9 protein-coding genes are annotated in these 17127 nt (G+C 32.4%); 5 read left to right on the top strand and 4 right to left on the bottom strand.

Annotation, left to right across the window (positions count from 1 at the left end):
• Positions 1-404: 404 nt before the first annotated feature.
• Positions 405-2204 (top strand): leucine-rich repeat domain-containing protein, encoded by a 1800-nt coding sequence (locus Q8L85_01385; protein MDP1723339.1) that lies wholly within the window; start codon positions 405-407, stop codon positions 2202-2204.
• A gap of 88 nt (positions 2205-2292) precedes the next feature.
• On the opposite strand, the gene Q8L85_01380 is transcribed toward Q8L85_01385, so the two are convergent.
• From Q8L85_01380 to uvrB, 3 genes are all read right to left on the bottom strand, one after another.
• Positions 2293-3465 carry a multidrug effflux MFS transporter gene (locus Q8L85_01380; protein ID MDP1723338.1) on the bottom strand — a complete coding sequence of 391 codons (1173 nt, stop codon included), beginning with the start codon at positions 3463-3465 and terminating at the stop codon, positions 2293-2295.
• A gap of 202 nt (positions 3466-3667) precedes the next feature.
• Positions 3668-5086 (bottom strand): ATP-binding cassette domain-containing protein, encoded by a 1419-nt coding sequence (locus tag Q8L85_01375; protein MDP1723337.1) that lies wholly within the window; start codon positions 5084-5086, stop codon positions 3668-3670.
• A 246-nt stretch (positions 5087-5332) separates the two neighbouring features.
• A complete protein-coding gene (gene uvrB / locus Q8L85_01370; protein ID MDP1723336.1) occupies positions 5333-7348 on the bottom strand; it encodes an excinuclease ABC subunit UvrB in 2016 nt (671 codons plus the stop codon).
• An 87-nt stretch (positions 7349-7435) separates the two neighbouring features.
• On the opposite strand from uvrB, the gene Q8L85_01365 reads away from it, so the two are divergent.
• The 4 genes from Q8L85_01365 to Q8L85_01350 all read left to right on the top strand — a co-directional run bounded on the left by Q8L85_01365 (position 7436) and on the right by Q8L85_01350 (position 16196).
• Positions 7436-8614 carry a pyridoxal phosphate-dependent aminotransferase gene (locus Q8L85_01365; protein MDP1723335.1) on the top strand — a complete coding sequence of 393 codons (1179 nt, stop codon included), beginning with the start codon at positions 7436-7438 and terminating at the stop codon, positions 8612-8614.
• A 96-nt stretch (positions 8615-8710) separates the two neighbouring features.
• Positions 8711-11503 carry a type II toxin-antitoxin system YoeB family toxin gene (locus Q8L85_01360; protein ID MDP1723334.1) on the top strand — a complete coding sequence of 931 codons (2793 nt, stop codon included), beginning with the start codon at positions 8711-8713 and terminating at the stop codon, positions 11501-11503.
• 299 nt (positions 11504-11802) lie between these two features.
• The gene (locus Q8L85_01355) at positions 11803-14529 is read left to right on the top strand and encodes a type II toxin-antitoxin system YoeB family toxin (GenBank protein MDP1723333.1); all 2727 of its coding nucleotides are present in this window, start codon (positions 11803-11805) and stop codon (positions 14527-14529) included.
• A 641-nt stretch (positions 14530-15170) separates the two neighbouring features.
• Positions 15171-16196: a leucine-rich repeat protein gene (locus Q8L85_01350; protein ID MDP1723332.1), complete on the top strand. Its 1026-nt coding sequence runs from the start codon at positions 15171-15173 to the stop codon at positions 16194-16196.
• Positions 16197-16336: 140 nt separating this feature from the next.
• Here the strand turns inward: Q8L85_01350 and Q8L85_01345 are convergent, their stop codons facing one another.
• The gene (locus tag Q8L85_01345) at positions 16337-17095 is read right to left on the bottom strand and encodes a hypothetical protein (protein ID MDP1723331.1); all 759 of its coding nucleotides are present in this window, start codon (positions 17093-17095) and stop codon (positions 16337-16339) included.
• Positions 17096-17127 lie beyond the last annotated feature (32 nt).

The following is a 17127-nucleotide window of genomic DNA, read 5'->3' as shown; positions in this document are numbered from 1 at the left end:
GTAACTTGCCCCCCCATTTGAAAGACATAAACCACTTCTTAATTTTTTAGTCAATTTTTTTTATTTTTCAATATGCTTTAAAAAGTAACAGGTGATGTAAAAATAGGTTCAGATAACATTTTAATATTCTCCTAAATAATTTTAATTCCGAGTTCGTATTATAGATTCTTTTTGAAACGCTGCTACTTTGGTTTATTGATGTGTTGCTTCGGTACTTAGATCTTTATATATGAAGAATATACTTAGATTTTCGGTGTCAAATCTTTTATCGCTCGCTTCTCATTGGTAAGTTTTAAAAGAAGTACAACGAATTAAATTTATCTATTGACAGTTTTATTGACATTAAAGTGCCTTTATGTTACATTGACTTTAAATTTACTTAAATATTAATTAAAGGTTTTTAAATGAACATTAGGTTGTTTTTTCTATTTATATTCTGTTTTTCTTTTATGAATGTTCCCTTTTATGCAATCTCATTGGGGAATGTTTTTATTGATGGTGATATAGCATTAAGTACTAAAGAAAAAGAAGAACGGACTATTGAATTTCTAAACCTCATCAAACAAGAAGATGAGAGTTTGAGTTATGATGTTTTAAAAAAAGAAATTCTAAAATCCAAATTATTGATACGTTGTAAAGTGAAAATTTCTGATAGAATTTTAGAAAAATTATCTACTTTAACTTGGCTTACAGAACTTACTCTTTCTAATAATCAGCTTACCTCTCTTCCAGAATCTTTCGGAAATCTTGCTCAATTGAAAGCGCTTAATCTTTCCAATAATCAACTCACTTCTCTTCCAGAATCTTTCGGGAATCTTATACAATTACAAGGGCTTAATATTTCTGGAAATCAACTCATTTCCCTTCCAATATCTTTCGGGAATCTTATTAAATTACAACATGTTCGTCTTTCTAGAAATCAACTCATCTCCCTTCCAGAAAGTTTCGGGAATTTACAGAGGTATATTGTACTGATTGATATTCATAACAATCCAAACTTAAGAAATAATGGAGAAGGATCTGCGCTGGGTGAAATTGAATTACAGCGTATTTTTGGGGATAGAATTATCCTTCCTCATTTAGGGCAAAAAAAATATTATGTTGATTTAAAAACAAAGGAACAAATTTATACTCAATTAGATGAACAAGATGTTTCTTTTAATCGTGAAACACTTCAACATTTCATTTTGCCTCATATTCCTAATTTAGAATGGGATGGGGAAACATTTATGCAAGAATTTGAAAAAGTATTAAGTCTTTTGGTTTTAGAAGGTGAAAATGCCTTATCTTATGCTTTATTAGTTAATGATTTTCAAATTTACAATAACAATAATTCTTGTACGAATAAAGAACGTATTGAGAAAGATGTTTTCCCTCGATTGCGCGGTTATTTGAAAACGTTATGGAATCTTTCTGTGCTTCCAGGAGAAGAAAAAGGTTGGCAGATGTATGAAGGATCAATCCCAGAGGTACAGCGCAATCTTTCTTACATTATTTCTATCATGAATAATGCTGGCATGGATAATGATGTTCGTCATGTTTTGATTTCGACCTTAACCCATGCTATTTTTCATTGTCCTACAGGTCAAAAAGAAGGAATTGAAGCGATTCTTTTGTATCTTACAACAAGCAAGGTATGTGTTGGATTACAGAATAAAATCGCTCATCTTTTAGCGATCACAAAAGAAATGATTTTCAAATCAGCCATTCTTCCAGGAAACAATGGACAAAATGTTCATGTTTTGAATTATTATACATATCATTTAAAAGAAGAATTGGGGTTAAATTCTTATTTCACTTCTTTTGAAGACAAAATTGGAATGATGGGGCGTGATCCTTTTCAAAATAGCTTAGGCAATGCTTTGGAAGCTTTTTATGCTAAATTCACACCTCATTATGTCATTAAAATTCTTCTTAATAATATTGAAAATGATGTAGATTTTGAAGCAGTCAAATTCTTTGACGAAAATTATTACACTCACGATATAGAAAAGGTTTTAAATCAGGCGAAAGAAGATTTAAAAAAATCCAACATCGAACGTCCCATTCGAATTGCTGATTTGTTGATATTTATAAACGAACAGAAATGGGATTGGAGTGATATTTTTGAAAATGATCCTATGGGCGATCAATATCCAAAGGTGAAACCTGAAGGTATTCAAAAGATTTTGCTTAAATTAACTGTTTTGAAAGAAAAAAAATAAGAAGACAATTCTTGAAGATTGATTGAAAGGTTGGATGATCTAATAGGGAAAGCCCTTTTAATAGGGCTTTCGTTTTTTCTAAAAAACTTTATTCTTTTATAAGCGCTCCTACTTTCTGATCTTTTTTTATCAAATAATAAAAACATACAAAGCTTAAGATAATGCATAAACACATGGCAATACCTATATAAGTGAATGTTTTATTATAAAAGTAACTTACAAGCTGAATGAACAAGCTTGTCAAGGCAAGTTTCATGGAGGCAATAATTGCGGATACGCGTCCTTTTCCATCGTGAATAGTTTCAAGCGACATAGGCCACAAGATATTAACCGGTAAAATCATGCCTGCAGCAAGACAGATGCAAGTTCCTGTAATGATTAAAGGATGATTTATTTGGAACAATATCAACAAAATAGAGCCTATAACAAACAGGACTAAAAGTGAAAATCCTGCTAAAAGACATTTTCTTTGTCCGTATTTTTTTAAGAAATATCCACTGCTTAAGCTTACAATAGCAAAAGTTGCAGCCAGTGATCCTTGATAATATCCAAAATGTTTAAGGTCTATCTGTAAATCCTCAATGTAAAGAAGAGGTGATAAAGCAATAAACACCCAATAAGATGTTATTAGAAAACAAATCATAAAGACATAAAGCAATGCTTTAGAATTTGTGAAAACGGGAAGATACTCCTTAATAGAGAGACGAATATGCGGTTTTTTCTCTCCTTTAGGAACAAAAACAAGAGTGAGAGCTAGGCACAGAATTCCTAAAATAAGAAGCAACCAAAAATTGCCACGCCAATTAAAATACAAATTGACATAACTACCAATTACAGGCCCAAAAGCCATAGCAAGCGTGATAATGCCATTGAGAAGACCCATTTTTTGCTGCTGTTCTTCCAATGGATAGGCGTCAACAATAATAAGAAAAGATAAAACTGCTGGTCCTGAAATGCCAATACCTTGGAAAAAACGCCCTATCAGTAATATTGAAAAACTGTCAGCAGAAACACAAAGCATGCTACCAAGAATAAAAATGCCAAGCCCCCATATAATGATAGGTTTGCGACCATAACGATCGCCTAAATTCCCGGCAATTAAAGCAGTGATGCAATGAGCGATTAAATTGACACTTAAAGTCAATTCAACCATGAAAGGGGTTAGATGGAAAACACGTTCAAGTTCTGCAAAACTAGGGACAAAAAGATCAATCTCGCATCCCGTTAAGATGCCCATTAAAAGGGCAGTATAAAGCTTCATTTAAATACCTATTGGTAAGGTGTACATAGATATTGTTGAAGCTTAAAAAGTGAGCATTAAATAGGTATAAAGAACAAATCTTATAAAATTAGCTATAGAGGATAAGTCGCTTTTATATCTTTTTAAGATCAACAATAAAGTGATTTTTTATAATTAAAGAGCTGACTGTCATAATGTTCTCCATCAATAAATTTAGGTTATTTTATCTTTTAGGATGTGCTTTTGCAAGATCATAAAAACTGTTAACGCCAATTTTTTTTAAAAAATCTTCATCATGCGAAATAATAATCATGGCACCTGGATAATCGTATAATACCTGAATTACATGATCTCGTGTTTCGATGTCTAGATTGTTTGTCATTTCATCCAAAATTAAAAGCTTGGGTGTTTTGGCGGCAATTTGTGTCAATGTTAATCGTGCTTTTTCGCCACCTGAAAGCGTGGATATTAAAGCTTGAACTTCCTCATTTTTACGGAATAAAAAATCGTTTAAATGTTTACGAATTTCGGCATGCGTCCAATTGGGTCTAATATCTTGAATATGCTCTAAAACTGATTTTTGGGGTGAAAGCGTATTGTAATGCTGATCTAAATAGCCGATATCCTCGATTTTCGGTAAATACCAATCACCCGACTTTAGAACGATTGGATCATTCAAAATGGCTTTGACGAGCGTTGATTTGCCGCTACCATTATCGCCTAGAATAGCTAAGCGATCATTGGCTGCAAGCGATAATGTAATATCTTTAAGAAGTGTCGGACATCCTTTATATCCAATTGCACCATCGTTAACAGAAAGTGCATTTCGTCCATCTTTATCTTTAGAAATTAATGAAAATTTGGGCGTAATTATTTCGGGTAATTGTAATTCGGCTAATGTATCAATAAGTTCCTCACGTTGATTGCGAATATTTTTTTTCTTTTTCCCTGTACTTTCAATCGCACGTCTTGCTTTTTCAGGGGAAGTCACAGTGGGCCATTTATGATTACGAATTGATTTTTCACCACGTGCATCACTTTTTTTGGCGCGCTCTTGCTCTTTCATCAAATTTTGATGGAGTTCTTTTTTTTGACGTGTAGCATGTGTTAGTGCATCTTTAATTGTAGTGCGTTTGATCTGTATTTCACGTTTGTAATCGTCATAGTTTCCTGAAAAAACATGAATTTTTTCATTTTCAATATGCCAAATTGTATCGATACATTGACGTAACAATTCTAGGTCATGCGAAACTATTATTAATGTGCCTTGATATGATTGCAGCATGCGCATTAATGATTTTCTATTTTGCATGTCTAGGTGATTGGTTGGTTCATCAAGAAGCAGCATATTCGGGTCTTTGGTGAGTGCCTGTGTTAGTTTTTCGTTTAAGCGTTGTCCGCCACTTAAAGAATCAAACTCTTCAATAAGTTGAGGTACATAACCGATGACAACATCTTCTGGCATTTTTATGTCGTTGTTATTTCCTTGAAGCATGTTAAGTAAGCTTGATTTGCCGCTTCCATTGCGTCCAATGATGGCAATTCGACTGCCATAAGGAATAGAAGTGGAAAAATCCTCAAAGCAAATTTTATGCGGAAAGGAGAGGGTAATGTTAATGAGTTGAATAGGTTTATGTATCATGATGAACTCTTAAAAATCGTAAAAGGGATTTATGAATATTGATCTGTAAACCATTTGGCTGTTGAGATCATATCACCCTCTAAAAGGGCAATTTTAAGAAGTAAGTCTCATGTTACGTATAAACCTCATAATAAATAAGTGTAGCTTCCTTATGATGTTAACAATACTTGTGTAATAAGTCAACAATAATATTTTTTAATTCTAATTTATTAATAAATTTAATGTAAAAATATTTTTAATAAAAATTTAAACAACTTCACCAAAAATCATGGCTTCTTTTTCAAGACGTCTTATTTCATCGCGTAATTTAGTTGCTTCTTCAAAATCCAAATCATTAGCGGCTTTTTTCATTTGCTTTTCTAGTTTGGCAATATGCTTATGAATTTCAGTTTTGTTTTTAAAGCCGCTTAGACCACTTATATCAACATTTAGATGGTCTCCTTTTTCGTAAGGCGAATTCATAATATCTCTAATGTTTTTTTGAATGGATTCAGGCGTTATATTATTGGCAAGATTATATTCAAGTTGTTTTTCGCGCCGTCTTAAAGCTTCATTTTGGGCGGCTTCAATGGATTTTGTGATTTTGTCTGCATAAAGAATAGCGCGGCCAAACACATTACGTGCGGCACGTCCCATTGTTTGGATAAGGGATGTTTTAGACCGCAAAAAGCCTTCTTTGTCAGCATCTAAAATGGCGACAAGGCCGCATTCAGGAATATCAAGCCCTTCACGGAGTAAGTTGATGCCGACAATCACATCATATTTACCAAGGCGTAAATCACGAATAATTTCAATGCGATCTAAGGTTTGAACATCCGAATGGATATAAGCGACTTTGATACCTAATTCTTTCATATAATCGGTTAAATCCTCGGCCATTTTTTTAGTAAGCGTTGTGACCAGAATACGCTGTCCTTTGGCGATGACTTCTTTGCATTCACCGATTAAATCATCAACTTGATTGGTAACGGGGCGAATGATGGGGATGGGATCAATAAGGCCTGTGGGGCGGATAATTTGTTCGGTAAAGACGCCATTTGTTTGTTGAAGCTCCCAAGGTCCTGGGGTTGCCGATACAAAAATGGTCTGTGGGCGCATCATTTCCCATTCTTCGAATTTCAGTGGTCTGTTGTCAGCACAAGCGGGCAGGCGGAATCCGAATTCAGAAAGTGTTTTTTTACGTGCAGCATCGCCGCGATACATACCAAAAAGTTGAGGGATCGCCACATGGCTTTCGTCCACGATGTGGATCGCATCTTGTGCTAAATATTCAAAGAGCGTTGGCGGCGGATCGCCAATGTTGCGACCGGTTAAATAACGGGAGTAATTTTCGATGCCTGGGCAGCTACCGGTTGCAACCATCATTTCAATATCGTAAATGACGCGCTCTCGTATCCGTTGCGCTTCGATTAATTTGCCTTGGGTATAAAATTCTTGGACGCGTTTTTCTAAATCTGCTTTGATAAAACTAATGGCTTGCATCAATGTTGGGCGAGGGGTCACATGGTGACTATTGGGGTAAATGGTGATGTCGTCTAAGTTGGTTATTTTTTTACCGGTGAGTGCATCAATTTCTTGTAAAGATTCAAGTTCGTCTCCAAAGAAGGAAAGACGCCAACCGCGATCTTCATAATGGGCTGGAAATATTTCAACATTATCGCCCCGAACCCTAAAATTACCGCGCGAAAAATCAAGATCATTACGTTTATATTGCAAATCAACCAAATGTTTTAATAAAACATTGCGGTCCATTTTAATGCCTTTTTTAAGGCGTAAAATCATATTGGCATAAGTTTCGACGCCACCAATACCATAAATGCAGGAAACGCTGGCAACAACAATGACATCACGACGCTCAAGCATTGATCTTGTGGCGCTATGGCGCATGCGGTCGATTTGCTCGTTAATGGTTGCTTCTTTTTCAATGAATGTATCTGATCTGGGGATATAAGCTTCTGGTTGGTAATAATCGTAGTAAGAGACAAAATATTCAACAGCATTTTCAGGGAAGAAGGCTTTCATTTCACCATAAAGTTGGGCGGCAAGGGTTTTATTGGGCGCTAAAACCAAAGCGGGGCGTTTTAAATTTTGAATGACATGGGCAATGGTAAAAGTTTTACCGGACCCTGTAACACCAAGCAAAACTTGGTTTCTTTCGCCTTCTTTGACGCCTTTGGTCAGATCATAAATAGCATTTGGTTGATCGCCTTTAGGCGTGTAATCGGATGTAAGTTTGAAATTGGCATCACCTTGAGGGAGCAACGCACGGTTTTTGGATAGGAATTGCTCTATGGCTAGAAAATGTGGTAGATTGTCGCTCAATTGTTAGGCCTCATTCGGAGAAATATAATGGTCGTCCTTGCCAACCGTCTTAAACCCTTAAAGCCTTCTCCAACTTTGGCGGTGAGCCAAAAAGCGCGTGAATTACGAGCACAAGGAAAAGACATTATCGATTTGGGTGTTGGTGAACCTGATTTTGATACGCCTTTACATATAAAGCAAGCGGCAATTGATGCAATTACGCAGGGTGAGACAAAATACACGCCTGTTGATGGTATTTTACCGTTAAAAAAAGCAATTCAACAGAAATTTCTTGAAGACAATCAGCTTCAGTATGATTTGGATCAAATATTAGTATCCAATGGTGCAAAACATAGTTTATTCAATGCATTATATGCAAGTGTTAATCCAGGCGATGAAGTTATTATTCCGGCGCCTTATTGGGTGTCTTATGTTGACATGGTCCTTTTATGCGAAGGCGTGCCTAAAATAATCGAATGTGTTGAAAAAAATCGTTTTAAAATGACAGCTTCACAATTAAAAGAATCTATTACGTCTAAAACGAAATGGGTGATTTTGAATTCGCCGTCCAATCCAACAGGTGAAGTTTATTCTAAAGAAGAATGGATGTCATTATTAGAAGTGTTGAGGCAAAACCCGCATGTGTTGTTGTTGTCAGATGAGATTTACGAAAAATTGTTATTTGATGATTCGGCACCTTTATCACCCGCTGCATTAGCGCCTGATTTAAAAGAGCGTATTGTAACCATTAATGGCGTATCAAAATCATTTGCAATGACGGGATGGCGTATTGGCTATTGTGCCGGTCCCAAAATACTTATCAATGCGATGAAAGATGTGCAATCGCATATGACGTCAAATCCATGCTCAATTTCGCAACATGCGGCTTTGAAAGCGCTGACAGGACCTAAGGATTTTATGAAAGATTGGGTGAAAGCCTATATCGAAAGACGTGATTTTATGGTGGAAGCCATTAATAAAATCAATGGATTGAAATGTTTGGCATCACAAGGGGCGTTTTATTTATATGTTAATTGTGAAGGCATTATTGGCGAAACATTAAAGAATGATCAGGATGTATCGAGCTATTTCTTGGAAAATGGGGTGGCGTGTGTGCCCGGCAGTGCTTTTGGGTTAAGTCCTTATATTCGTTTATCTTATGCGACATCGATGGATAATTTAAAGATAGCTGTTGAAAGATTGAAAACAGCTTGTGGATCTTTATAGTCTTAATAAGTTAAAATACAAAATTTATTGATTTAAGAAAATAAATATAATACTATCACATTATTAAAAATTACGTATTAAATAAAGGCTTTAATTGTGCTAAAAAAATTTCTTTTTATTTCAATCGCTTGTTGTCTTTTTTTTAAACCAATTCAGATTTTTGCAGCTGATTATGATGAAGATGATACAGAGATAATGATGAATGGTGAAAATCCATTTGTCGATACGCAATTTTGTGGTTTTGAAAAATTCAAGCAATGGTTTGGTTTAAAAGAAAAGCAACAGATAAAAATTGACGAAAAAAACGAAAAAAATTTTAAAAATGCTTTAACATCATATTTGAATTATAAATTTAAAAATGAGCAAACCTTTGACAAGGCTTTGAAGCTTTCTCTAGAGGGGGCTCAAAATGCATGTCCCAAATCGATGGAGTTGTTGGGCACATTAAAAGTGGAAAAAGGTGATAATGCGCCTGAAGAAGAAAAGCAAAAATATTATAAAGATGCTTTTTCATGGTATGTTATTTCATTTTGGATGCAAATAATAAAAGAAGTTAAATTAAAAAAGAATGTCGTAATACCATCAAAAATTATTTTAAATTTAGAAAATCTTACTAAGAAGTCTGGATTTTGTCAAAAGCGTATAAATTATTTTAATCATTTAAATGAAAATAAGAAATTTGTTTTAGGTTTGTTAAAATATTCAGATAAGCAAATCTTTTATAAGTATATTGTGCGTATTGTGCATAATATGCATGAAAATTATCTTCAAGATTGTTTTTTCGCTGATCGAAAGTTTTTTGTATTTACGTTTAATATATTGGATTGGGCATTATCTTTGAAAAATGAATTAACAGATAATAAAAAAAATTGTGAAAAGTTTATTCAATGTTTGGAAATTTTTTTAAATAAACTTGCTACGTTATTTAATAACAATGAATTTTTATTAGAAGCTTCTTTTTGTTATCGAAATCCAACAGAAGAAAATCAAATTTTTAATTTGGCAATTTTTATAATTAATGGGCAAAGAAAGACGGATCCATTTGGCCAAAAAATAAAAGAGCAAGATAGAAATAAAGTAGGATCAAGTTTACTATGGTGTTTGAAATCACAAGAAAATAAAGATATTCTTTTAGAATATATTTTGAATGATTTGATTAAATTTGACAAAAAAGGAAAAAATATAAATAAAAACAATAAGTATTTAATTTTGTCAAAATTATGCATAGAAATAAATTCTGAATATTCTTTGGCTACACTTTCTTCTTTGATTTTTGAAGGTTTAGTTAAAGAAATTGATGGCAAGCTTATTTTGGAAAATAAAAAATATAACATTGTTGCTGACATGTTAAGAAAATTAAAAACGCCAGCAGCTTTGGTTAATTTTGGTATTCTTATTGCCTCCGGTAAGATAAAGAAGGATATAAGTGGCGCTGATATTCCTGAAGGTCAACAATATGAAGTTGCAGCAAATTTATTTAGAGCGTTAAAAACTCCAGATTCGTTGGCTAATTATGCTAATCTTATTGCAGAGGGGCGAATATCAAAAGATATAAATGGTGTGGATATTCTTGAAGGACAGCAATATGAAATTGCAGCAAATTTGTACAGGCAATGTTTATCGCAATCTATAGTTTCGTTTGAAGCTTTGTCTCAGCTTGGTATATTTATTTACAATGGTAAAATTAAAAAAGATATAAATGGCGATGATATTCCTGAAGGACAGCAATATAAAGTTGCTGCTGATTTGTTTAGGCGCTCAAAATCAAGAATAAACTCTTTGTATTATTTAGGATGTATGATCCAGAAAGGTCTGATTAAGCAGGATGTATATGGTAAGGACATTCCTGAAGGTCAAGAATGTGAAGTTGCTGCAGATTTATTTAGAGAGGTTAAAAACGAATACGGCTTATTTGCATTGGCAACATCAATTTACAAAAAGAAAATTTCAACAGATTTAGATAGAAGGTCAATTGACTCAGATGAGCAACGACGTGAAATTGCAATAAAGTTATATTTAGATTCTGGTTTTCCTGAAGCTTTGTATAATGTTGCCATTATTAAACTTTGTTCACCATTGGGTAAATCACTTGAGGTTAAAAAAGAGGCTTTAACATTTTTAATGAAGGCAGCGTTGCAGGGTATTGAAAATGCAGCTTTTTATTATGAAATTTTAAAAAATGAAATAGAAAGTGAAGAATACTCTTTAAGTGTTTCTGGTCAATGTCAACAAAGTAATGATTCAGAAATTTTAGAAATAAAAAAAGAAAACTCTTTTTTATGTGATAATCGAGAAAATGATGATCTTAAGAATGAGATAAAAGATTCTAGTGGTGACGAGGATTATGATCATGACGATTTAGAAATAGATGATTGTCATGAAGTGCAGCAATTAGCATCGCTGCAATTATCTTGCAATAAGGATACGCTTGATACGAAAACAAGTGCTGGTACTTCTTCAGATGCTTTGTCTGAGGAATTAAATCTTTTGCAGCGTAAAAAGCTTAAAGCGCTTAAAAAAGAACAGCGCAAACAAAAGATAAAAAAACAGGTTGATAAGTTTAAAAAATTTCTTGTTGGGCAGCTTTCAGAACAAGACAAAAAATCTTTCATTCAGAATCAAAAAATGAACATTAGTAAAGAAGATATAAAAATTACATTCGATAAAAATGCACAAGATCAATGGGTAGTTCTTAATGCGTTTGAACGAAATAAAGTGTCCGAGCTCATCGCAGATATCAAAATAGGTGGAAAACGTGGAAAGCCTGAAAAATTACAAAATTCTGATGCATTTTCAAGACGCATTACAGATAAACATAGACTTGTATACAAAATTGTAAATAACGGTAATGTTAATATTTTATCTTGCCAAGGACATTACGACGATTGATTACTCAAAAAGGACCAGTGTTGAAGTTCACGTATCTTCCTCTGGTCTTTTTTAAATCAAATTATTTCCTGGAAAATGGTATTGCGTGTGTGCCCGGTAGTGCTTTTGGATTGAGTCTTTATATTCGTTTATTTTATGTGACGTCAATGAGTAATTTGAATATTTCTGCAAATAGATTAAATTATGCTTGTGTTATTTTAGAAAAACATTAAGTTGAAATATAAAATTTATTGATTTAATCAAACAAATATAATATTATCGAATTATTAAAAAATATTTATCAAACAAAGGTTTTAATTATGTTAAAGAAGTTTCTTTTTATTTCAATCGTTTCATGTCTTTTTTTTAAGCCTATTGATGTTTTTTCAGCTGATTATGATGCAGATGATACAGAAATAATGATGAATGATGAAAACCCATTTGCAGATACACGGTTTTGTGGTTTTGAAAAATTCAAAGAATGGTGCAGTCTTAAAGATAACCAGCGGAAAAAAATTGATGAAAAAAACGAGAAAAAATTTAAAAATGCTTTAGCATTATATTTGAATTATAAATTTAAAAATGAGCCAACATTTGATGAAGCTTTGAAGCTTTCTGCAGAGGGAGCTCAAAATGCATGTCCAAAATCGATGGAATTGTTAGGTACATTAAAAGTAGAAAAAGGTGATAATGCGCCTGAAGAAGAAAAGCAAAAATATTATAACGATGCTTTTTCATGGTATGTTATTGCGTTTTGGACGCAAATAATAAAAGAAATTAAATTAAATCAGACAATAACTATACCAAAAACAATTGTTTCAAGATTAGAAAATCTTTCTAAAAAGACAGGATTTTCAGAAGAACGTATAAATTATTTTGAATTTATTGCAAAAAATATTTTATTTTTTAAAAGTTCTGTAGAAAGTTCATCAAAAGGAGAATTTTATTCTAGGTTTATATATGTTCTTCAACATTTATGTGCAAATATGATTCGTAATTTTTTTCCTGATAGAAAGTTAAGTGTTTTTACTTTTAATGTTTTTAATTGGGGGATAACATGTGCAAAAATTAAAAAACAATCAGCATTATATTTAAATGATCTTGGTAGTCTTTTTTATAATAATGGATTTTTGTATGAATGTGCTTGTTGTTACCGAAACCCAATAGATCAAGATCAAATAACAATTCTATCAAAATTGATTTTTGAGGGGCATATAAATGTTGATCAGTATGGACTAAAATTTAATGAACAAGATAGAAATAAAATAGCATCAAGTTTATTATGGAAAATAAATTCGATAGAAACAAAAGAGGCTATTATTGATTTAATTGTTAATGATTCAATAAAATTTGATTCAAACGGAAATAAAATAACAAAAAAAAATAAATACAATATAATTTTAAAATTATGCTTAGAATTAAAAACACCATTTTCTTTCTATAAGATTGGAAATTTTATTAATTCAGGTGATATTTCATTTATTAATGGAAAACAAATTTTGGAAGATGAGAAATATGATATTGCTGCAGATTTTTATAGAAAAGGAAAAGATTTGCCAGAATCTTTATATAATTTAGGCGCATTTATTGAGCGTAATAAAATTAAAAAAGATTTATATGGGCAAGATATTCCTGAAGATAAAAAATTTGAAGTTGTTGCAGATTTATATAGACATGCAGCATCTGAACCTTTGGCGTTATACAGACTTGGTGTTTTTATTTCTAAAGGGTATATCAATAAAGATGTGAATGGAAAACTTATTCCAAAAAATAAGCGATATGAAGTTGCAGCCGATTTATATAGACGATCACCATCAGTACCATCTTCTTTAGGTAATCTTGCATCACTTATTCAAAGAGGAATCATTAAAAAAGATTTATTTGGTGTTGATATTCTTGATAGTCAGAAAGATAGGGTTGCGGCAGATTTGTACAGACGATCAAAATCTACAGAAGAGTCTTTATGTAATTTAGCTGTTCTTATTGAAAATGACTTAATAGACAGGGATTTAGATAATAAAATTATAGATCCAAATCAAAAATATGAAATTGTTGCTGATTTATATAGAAAATCTAAAATTTCTTATGCGCTTCAAAGATTAGCAATCTTAATTTATGAAAATAAAACTTCGACTGATTTAGATAATAATCCAATTATTTTAGATTTTCAGCGTAATGAAGTTGTAGTTGATTTACTTTTACAATGTGATTCGCCTGAAGCTAATTATCATATAGCTTTGGTTAAGCTTTCTTCATCATTAGGTAATTCTTTTGAGGTTAGAAAAGAGGCCTTAGAATTTTTAATGAAAGCTGCGTTGGGTGGTTTTACAGCTGCATCTTTTTATTATGTAATTCTAGAAAATGAAATAGAAAGTGAAAAATACTCTTTGAATGTTTCTGGTCAGGATCAGTCAATTGTTGATCAAAAACCCCTTGAAATAAAAATAGAAAATTTGTCTTCAGGTGATGATGTTGGGGATGAAGAAGATTCGAGTCATGGGGAGGATGATGATTTTAGTAAAATTGATGTTAGTGGTGCAGTTGATACTATTGAGACGCAAAAATTTTCTGATGATAAGAATCTATGTGATGCAAAAGAACAAAAAGATCTTTCTGCAAACGAACAATTAGAAGAATTAAGTCTTTTAAAACGAAGAGAGCTTAAAGCATTAAAAAAAAGACAAAGAGAACAAAATAAGAAAGAGCAAAATTATAAGTTTAAAAAATTAATTCGTGGGCAGCTTTCAGAAGAAGAAAAAAAATCTTTAATGTCAAAACCAGACACAAATTTTCATAAAGAAAATGTGTATGTTTTATTCGATAAAAATGCACAAGATCAATGGATTGGACTTAATGCATTTGAACGAAATAAAGTATCCGCGCTCATCGCAGATATTAAAATAAGTGGAAAACGTGGAAAGCCTGAAAAATTAAAAGGTCATGAATTATTTTCAAGACGCATTACAGATAAACATAGGCTTGTATACAAAATTATAAATAATGGTAATGTTAATATTTTATCTTGCCAAGGACATTACGACGATTGATTAGTCAAAAAGGACCAGTGTTGAAACTCACGTATCTTCTGCTGGTCTTTTTTTAAATCAAATTATTTCCTGGAAAATGGGGTTGCGTGTGTAGCAGTTAGTGCTTTTGGATTAAGTCCTTATATGGATAATTTACATATCAATATGTTGTTGTACTTATGAGTAATGATATGGCCGTGGGGCGTAGCAGAGGGGGAGGTGGGTAATTAAGCATAAATTTGTTGCCAATTACAAATAATGAGCTATAAAGCGAGTCGTTATAACGCATCCTCAAATTATCAGTTTAAGTTGATTTTTGAATTCTAATTCATTTATAGTTGATAGACATTGGAAGGATACATTGTCACGCTTCACTCATGTACTCTTCGTTCGTTGTTCTTTGACTACGCCTCAAATTTATTGACTATATCCATATATCACATTTTATTTAAAATAAAAAATAATAATTTGTTGTATTTATTTTATTGTACATAAATAAATTTTATTTATAATTGTATTAATGCTTTTTAAAAAATATTATTTAGTTTAAATTTTTGCAAAATATTATGAAAGCGTATTTTTTTATAAAAAAATATAAATAATTATTTTTGCGTGTTAAAATATTTTGGTTTTGAATTTTTAACATTCATAGGAGATTCTTTATGAAGAAAATACATATGTTGTCTATATTATTTTTGATGGCATTTTCGGCATCTTTTTCTTTTGCTGATGAGCGTCATGATATAATTATAGGCAATTACAAAGAAACACATCCTCAAGTGGAAGGATCTTTTTATACCCTGAATGAGATTGGTAGTGTCAATGACGGCTTAAATAATGCGTATCTTGTGCTTACGGGTCAAGAATTGCACGATAAAAATAATCGTATTAATGAATTGCTTCAAAATTCTCCTAATATGCACATTATTCTTGATGTTCAAGAAGGCGATGGGTTGGTAGAAAATGCTTCATTATCTCTTGGTCAGAATTTAGTTGAAAATATACGTAAACTTACAATCCTTAATATTGCTCAAGATGTTCAAATAATCGGAGATGATTTTCTTTCTAGGTATATTAGATTGAGTGATCTTGATCTTACGCTTTTAAGTCAAGTGAGAAGAATTGGATCTTACTTTCTTTATGGTTGCAATGGATTGGCTCACATTGATCTTCCCCCTTCAGTGACACATATCAAAGATAGCTTTCTTGAAGGTTGTGCTAGTTTGACCCGCCTTGATCTTATACCTTTAAGTCAAGTGATCCATATTGGAGCTTGCTTTCTTAAGGATTGCACTGAATTGATTGATTTGGATCTTTCTCCTTTGCGTCAAGTGGTACAGATTGGCGTTCTTTTTCTTACTAATTGTTCTAAATTGACCAATCTTGATCTTTCTTCCTTGAGTCAATTGACGCAGATTAAACAGGGCTTTCTTTTAAATTGTAGCGGATTGACAGGTCTTGATCTTTCTGCCTTTCGTCTAGTGATACAGATTGAACAAATTTTTCTTTATGGTTGTACAGGGTTTGCTGGATTGGGTCAGCTAATATTACCAGCATATAACCCAATTCTTAAGGCTAGTTTGGAAGTTACATTTCCTCAAGGTACAGCAATAGGAGATGACATTCGAGAAAATTACACTGAAGGATATCGACTACCTTCAAAAAATACAAAAAACGCACAAAATTAATTGTTTTTCACAGGTTTTCTAACATAAAAATGTTTTGAGGGCCTGTGCGGCCTTTTCTTTTTTATGGCTCACATTGCATCAAAACATGAGTTATAAAGCGAGTGTTTATAACTCATAAATATTTAGGGTGTTAATGCAATTTAATCTTGGATGATATTATTATCCGCGATTTGTTTGTTTTTTGCCTCAGCTGCATTTGCTATTTTTAAAAATTTAGCGGACCAATTAGGCAATATAGTTGAATCCAATTCTTGAAGGCATGGATGATCAGCGCCAAATTTGTTGATCATTCTTTGCAATAGTCCTTGTTTTTGATTATTGTTTCGCGTTAACCAATATTCATTTATAAATTGATTATATGCTTCATGAAAAGACTCACCAAAGATAAGATAGGCTTTTAGTTTAAGTTCAAAATTATCAAAATCTTCATCAATGTGCTTTTTGTACGCATCTTGTAATATTTGTTCATATTGATGCAAAATTTGTTGATCAAATAATAGATCATCAAAAGCGAGTTCACGAATAAATTTATCAGGTGAGTTTTGAATAAGATTTAAGTAATGAATCATTAACGTATCGTGATATGTAGTGCGTGCTTCACGATCACGCCAAATGGTGTTGAGTGCTACACGTTTACTCATTTCTGTGATGTTGTTTTCTTCGATGATATTAAAGATGATTGGGATAACTTGATTTTTTGTATGTTTTGCAAAATTTAAAAGGGTCATACATGCTTGAAATCTATCAAAAGTTGCCGCCAAATCATTTTGAGCAAGTGCAAGATGCTCTTGCGTTTGTAAATAAGTAAGCGCTGCTGGTCTATGTGCGAGGCCTGCAGCACAGCAATTAAATATAGGTGATGCAAGAAGAATAGAGAGTGTTAGAACGATTTTTTTCATGATTATATAATCCTTTATTTTAATTATGTATA

It is taken from the genome of Alphaproteobacteria bacterium, from assembly GCA_030680745.1.
Lineage (GTDB): Bacteria > Pseudomonadota > Alphaproteobacteria > JAUXUR01 > JAUXUR01 > JAUXUR01.
The sequence above is the reverse complement of the archived record's forward strand: the minus strand, read 5'-3'. Positions and strand labels throughout refer to the sequence as shown.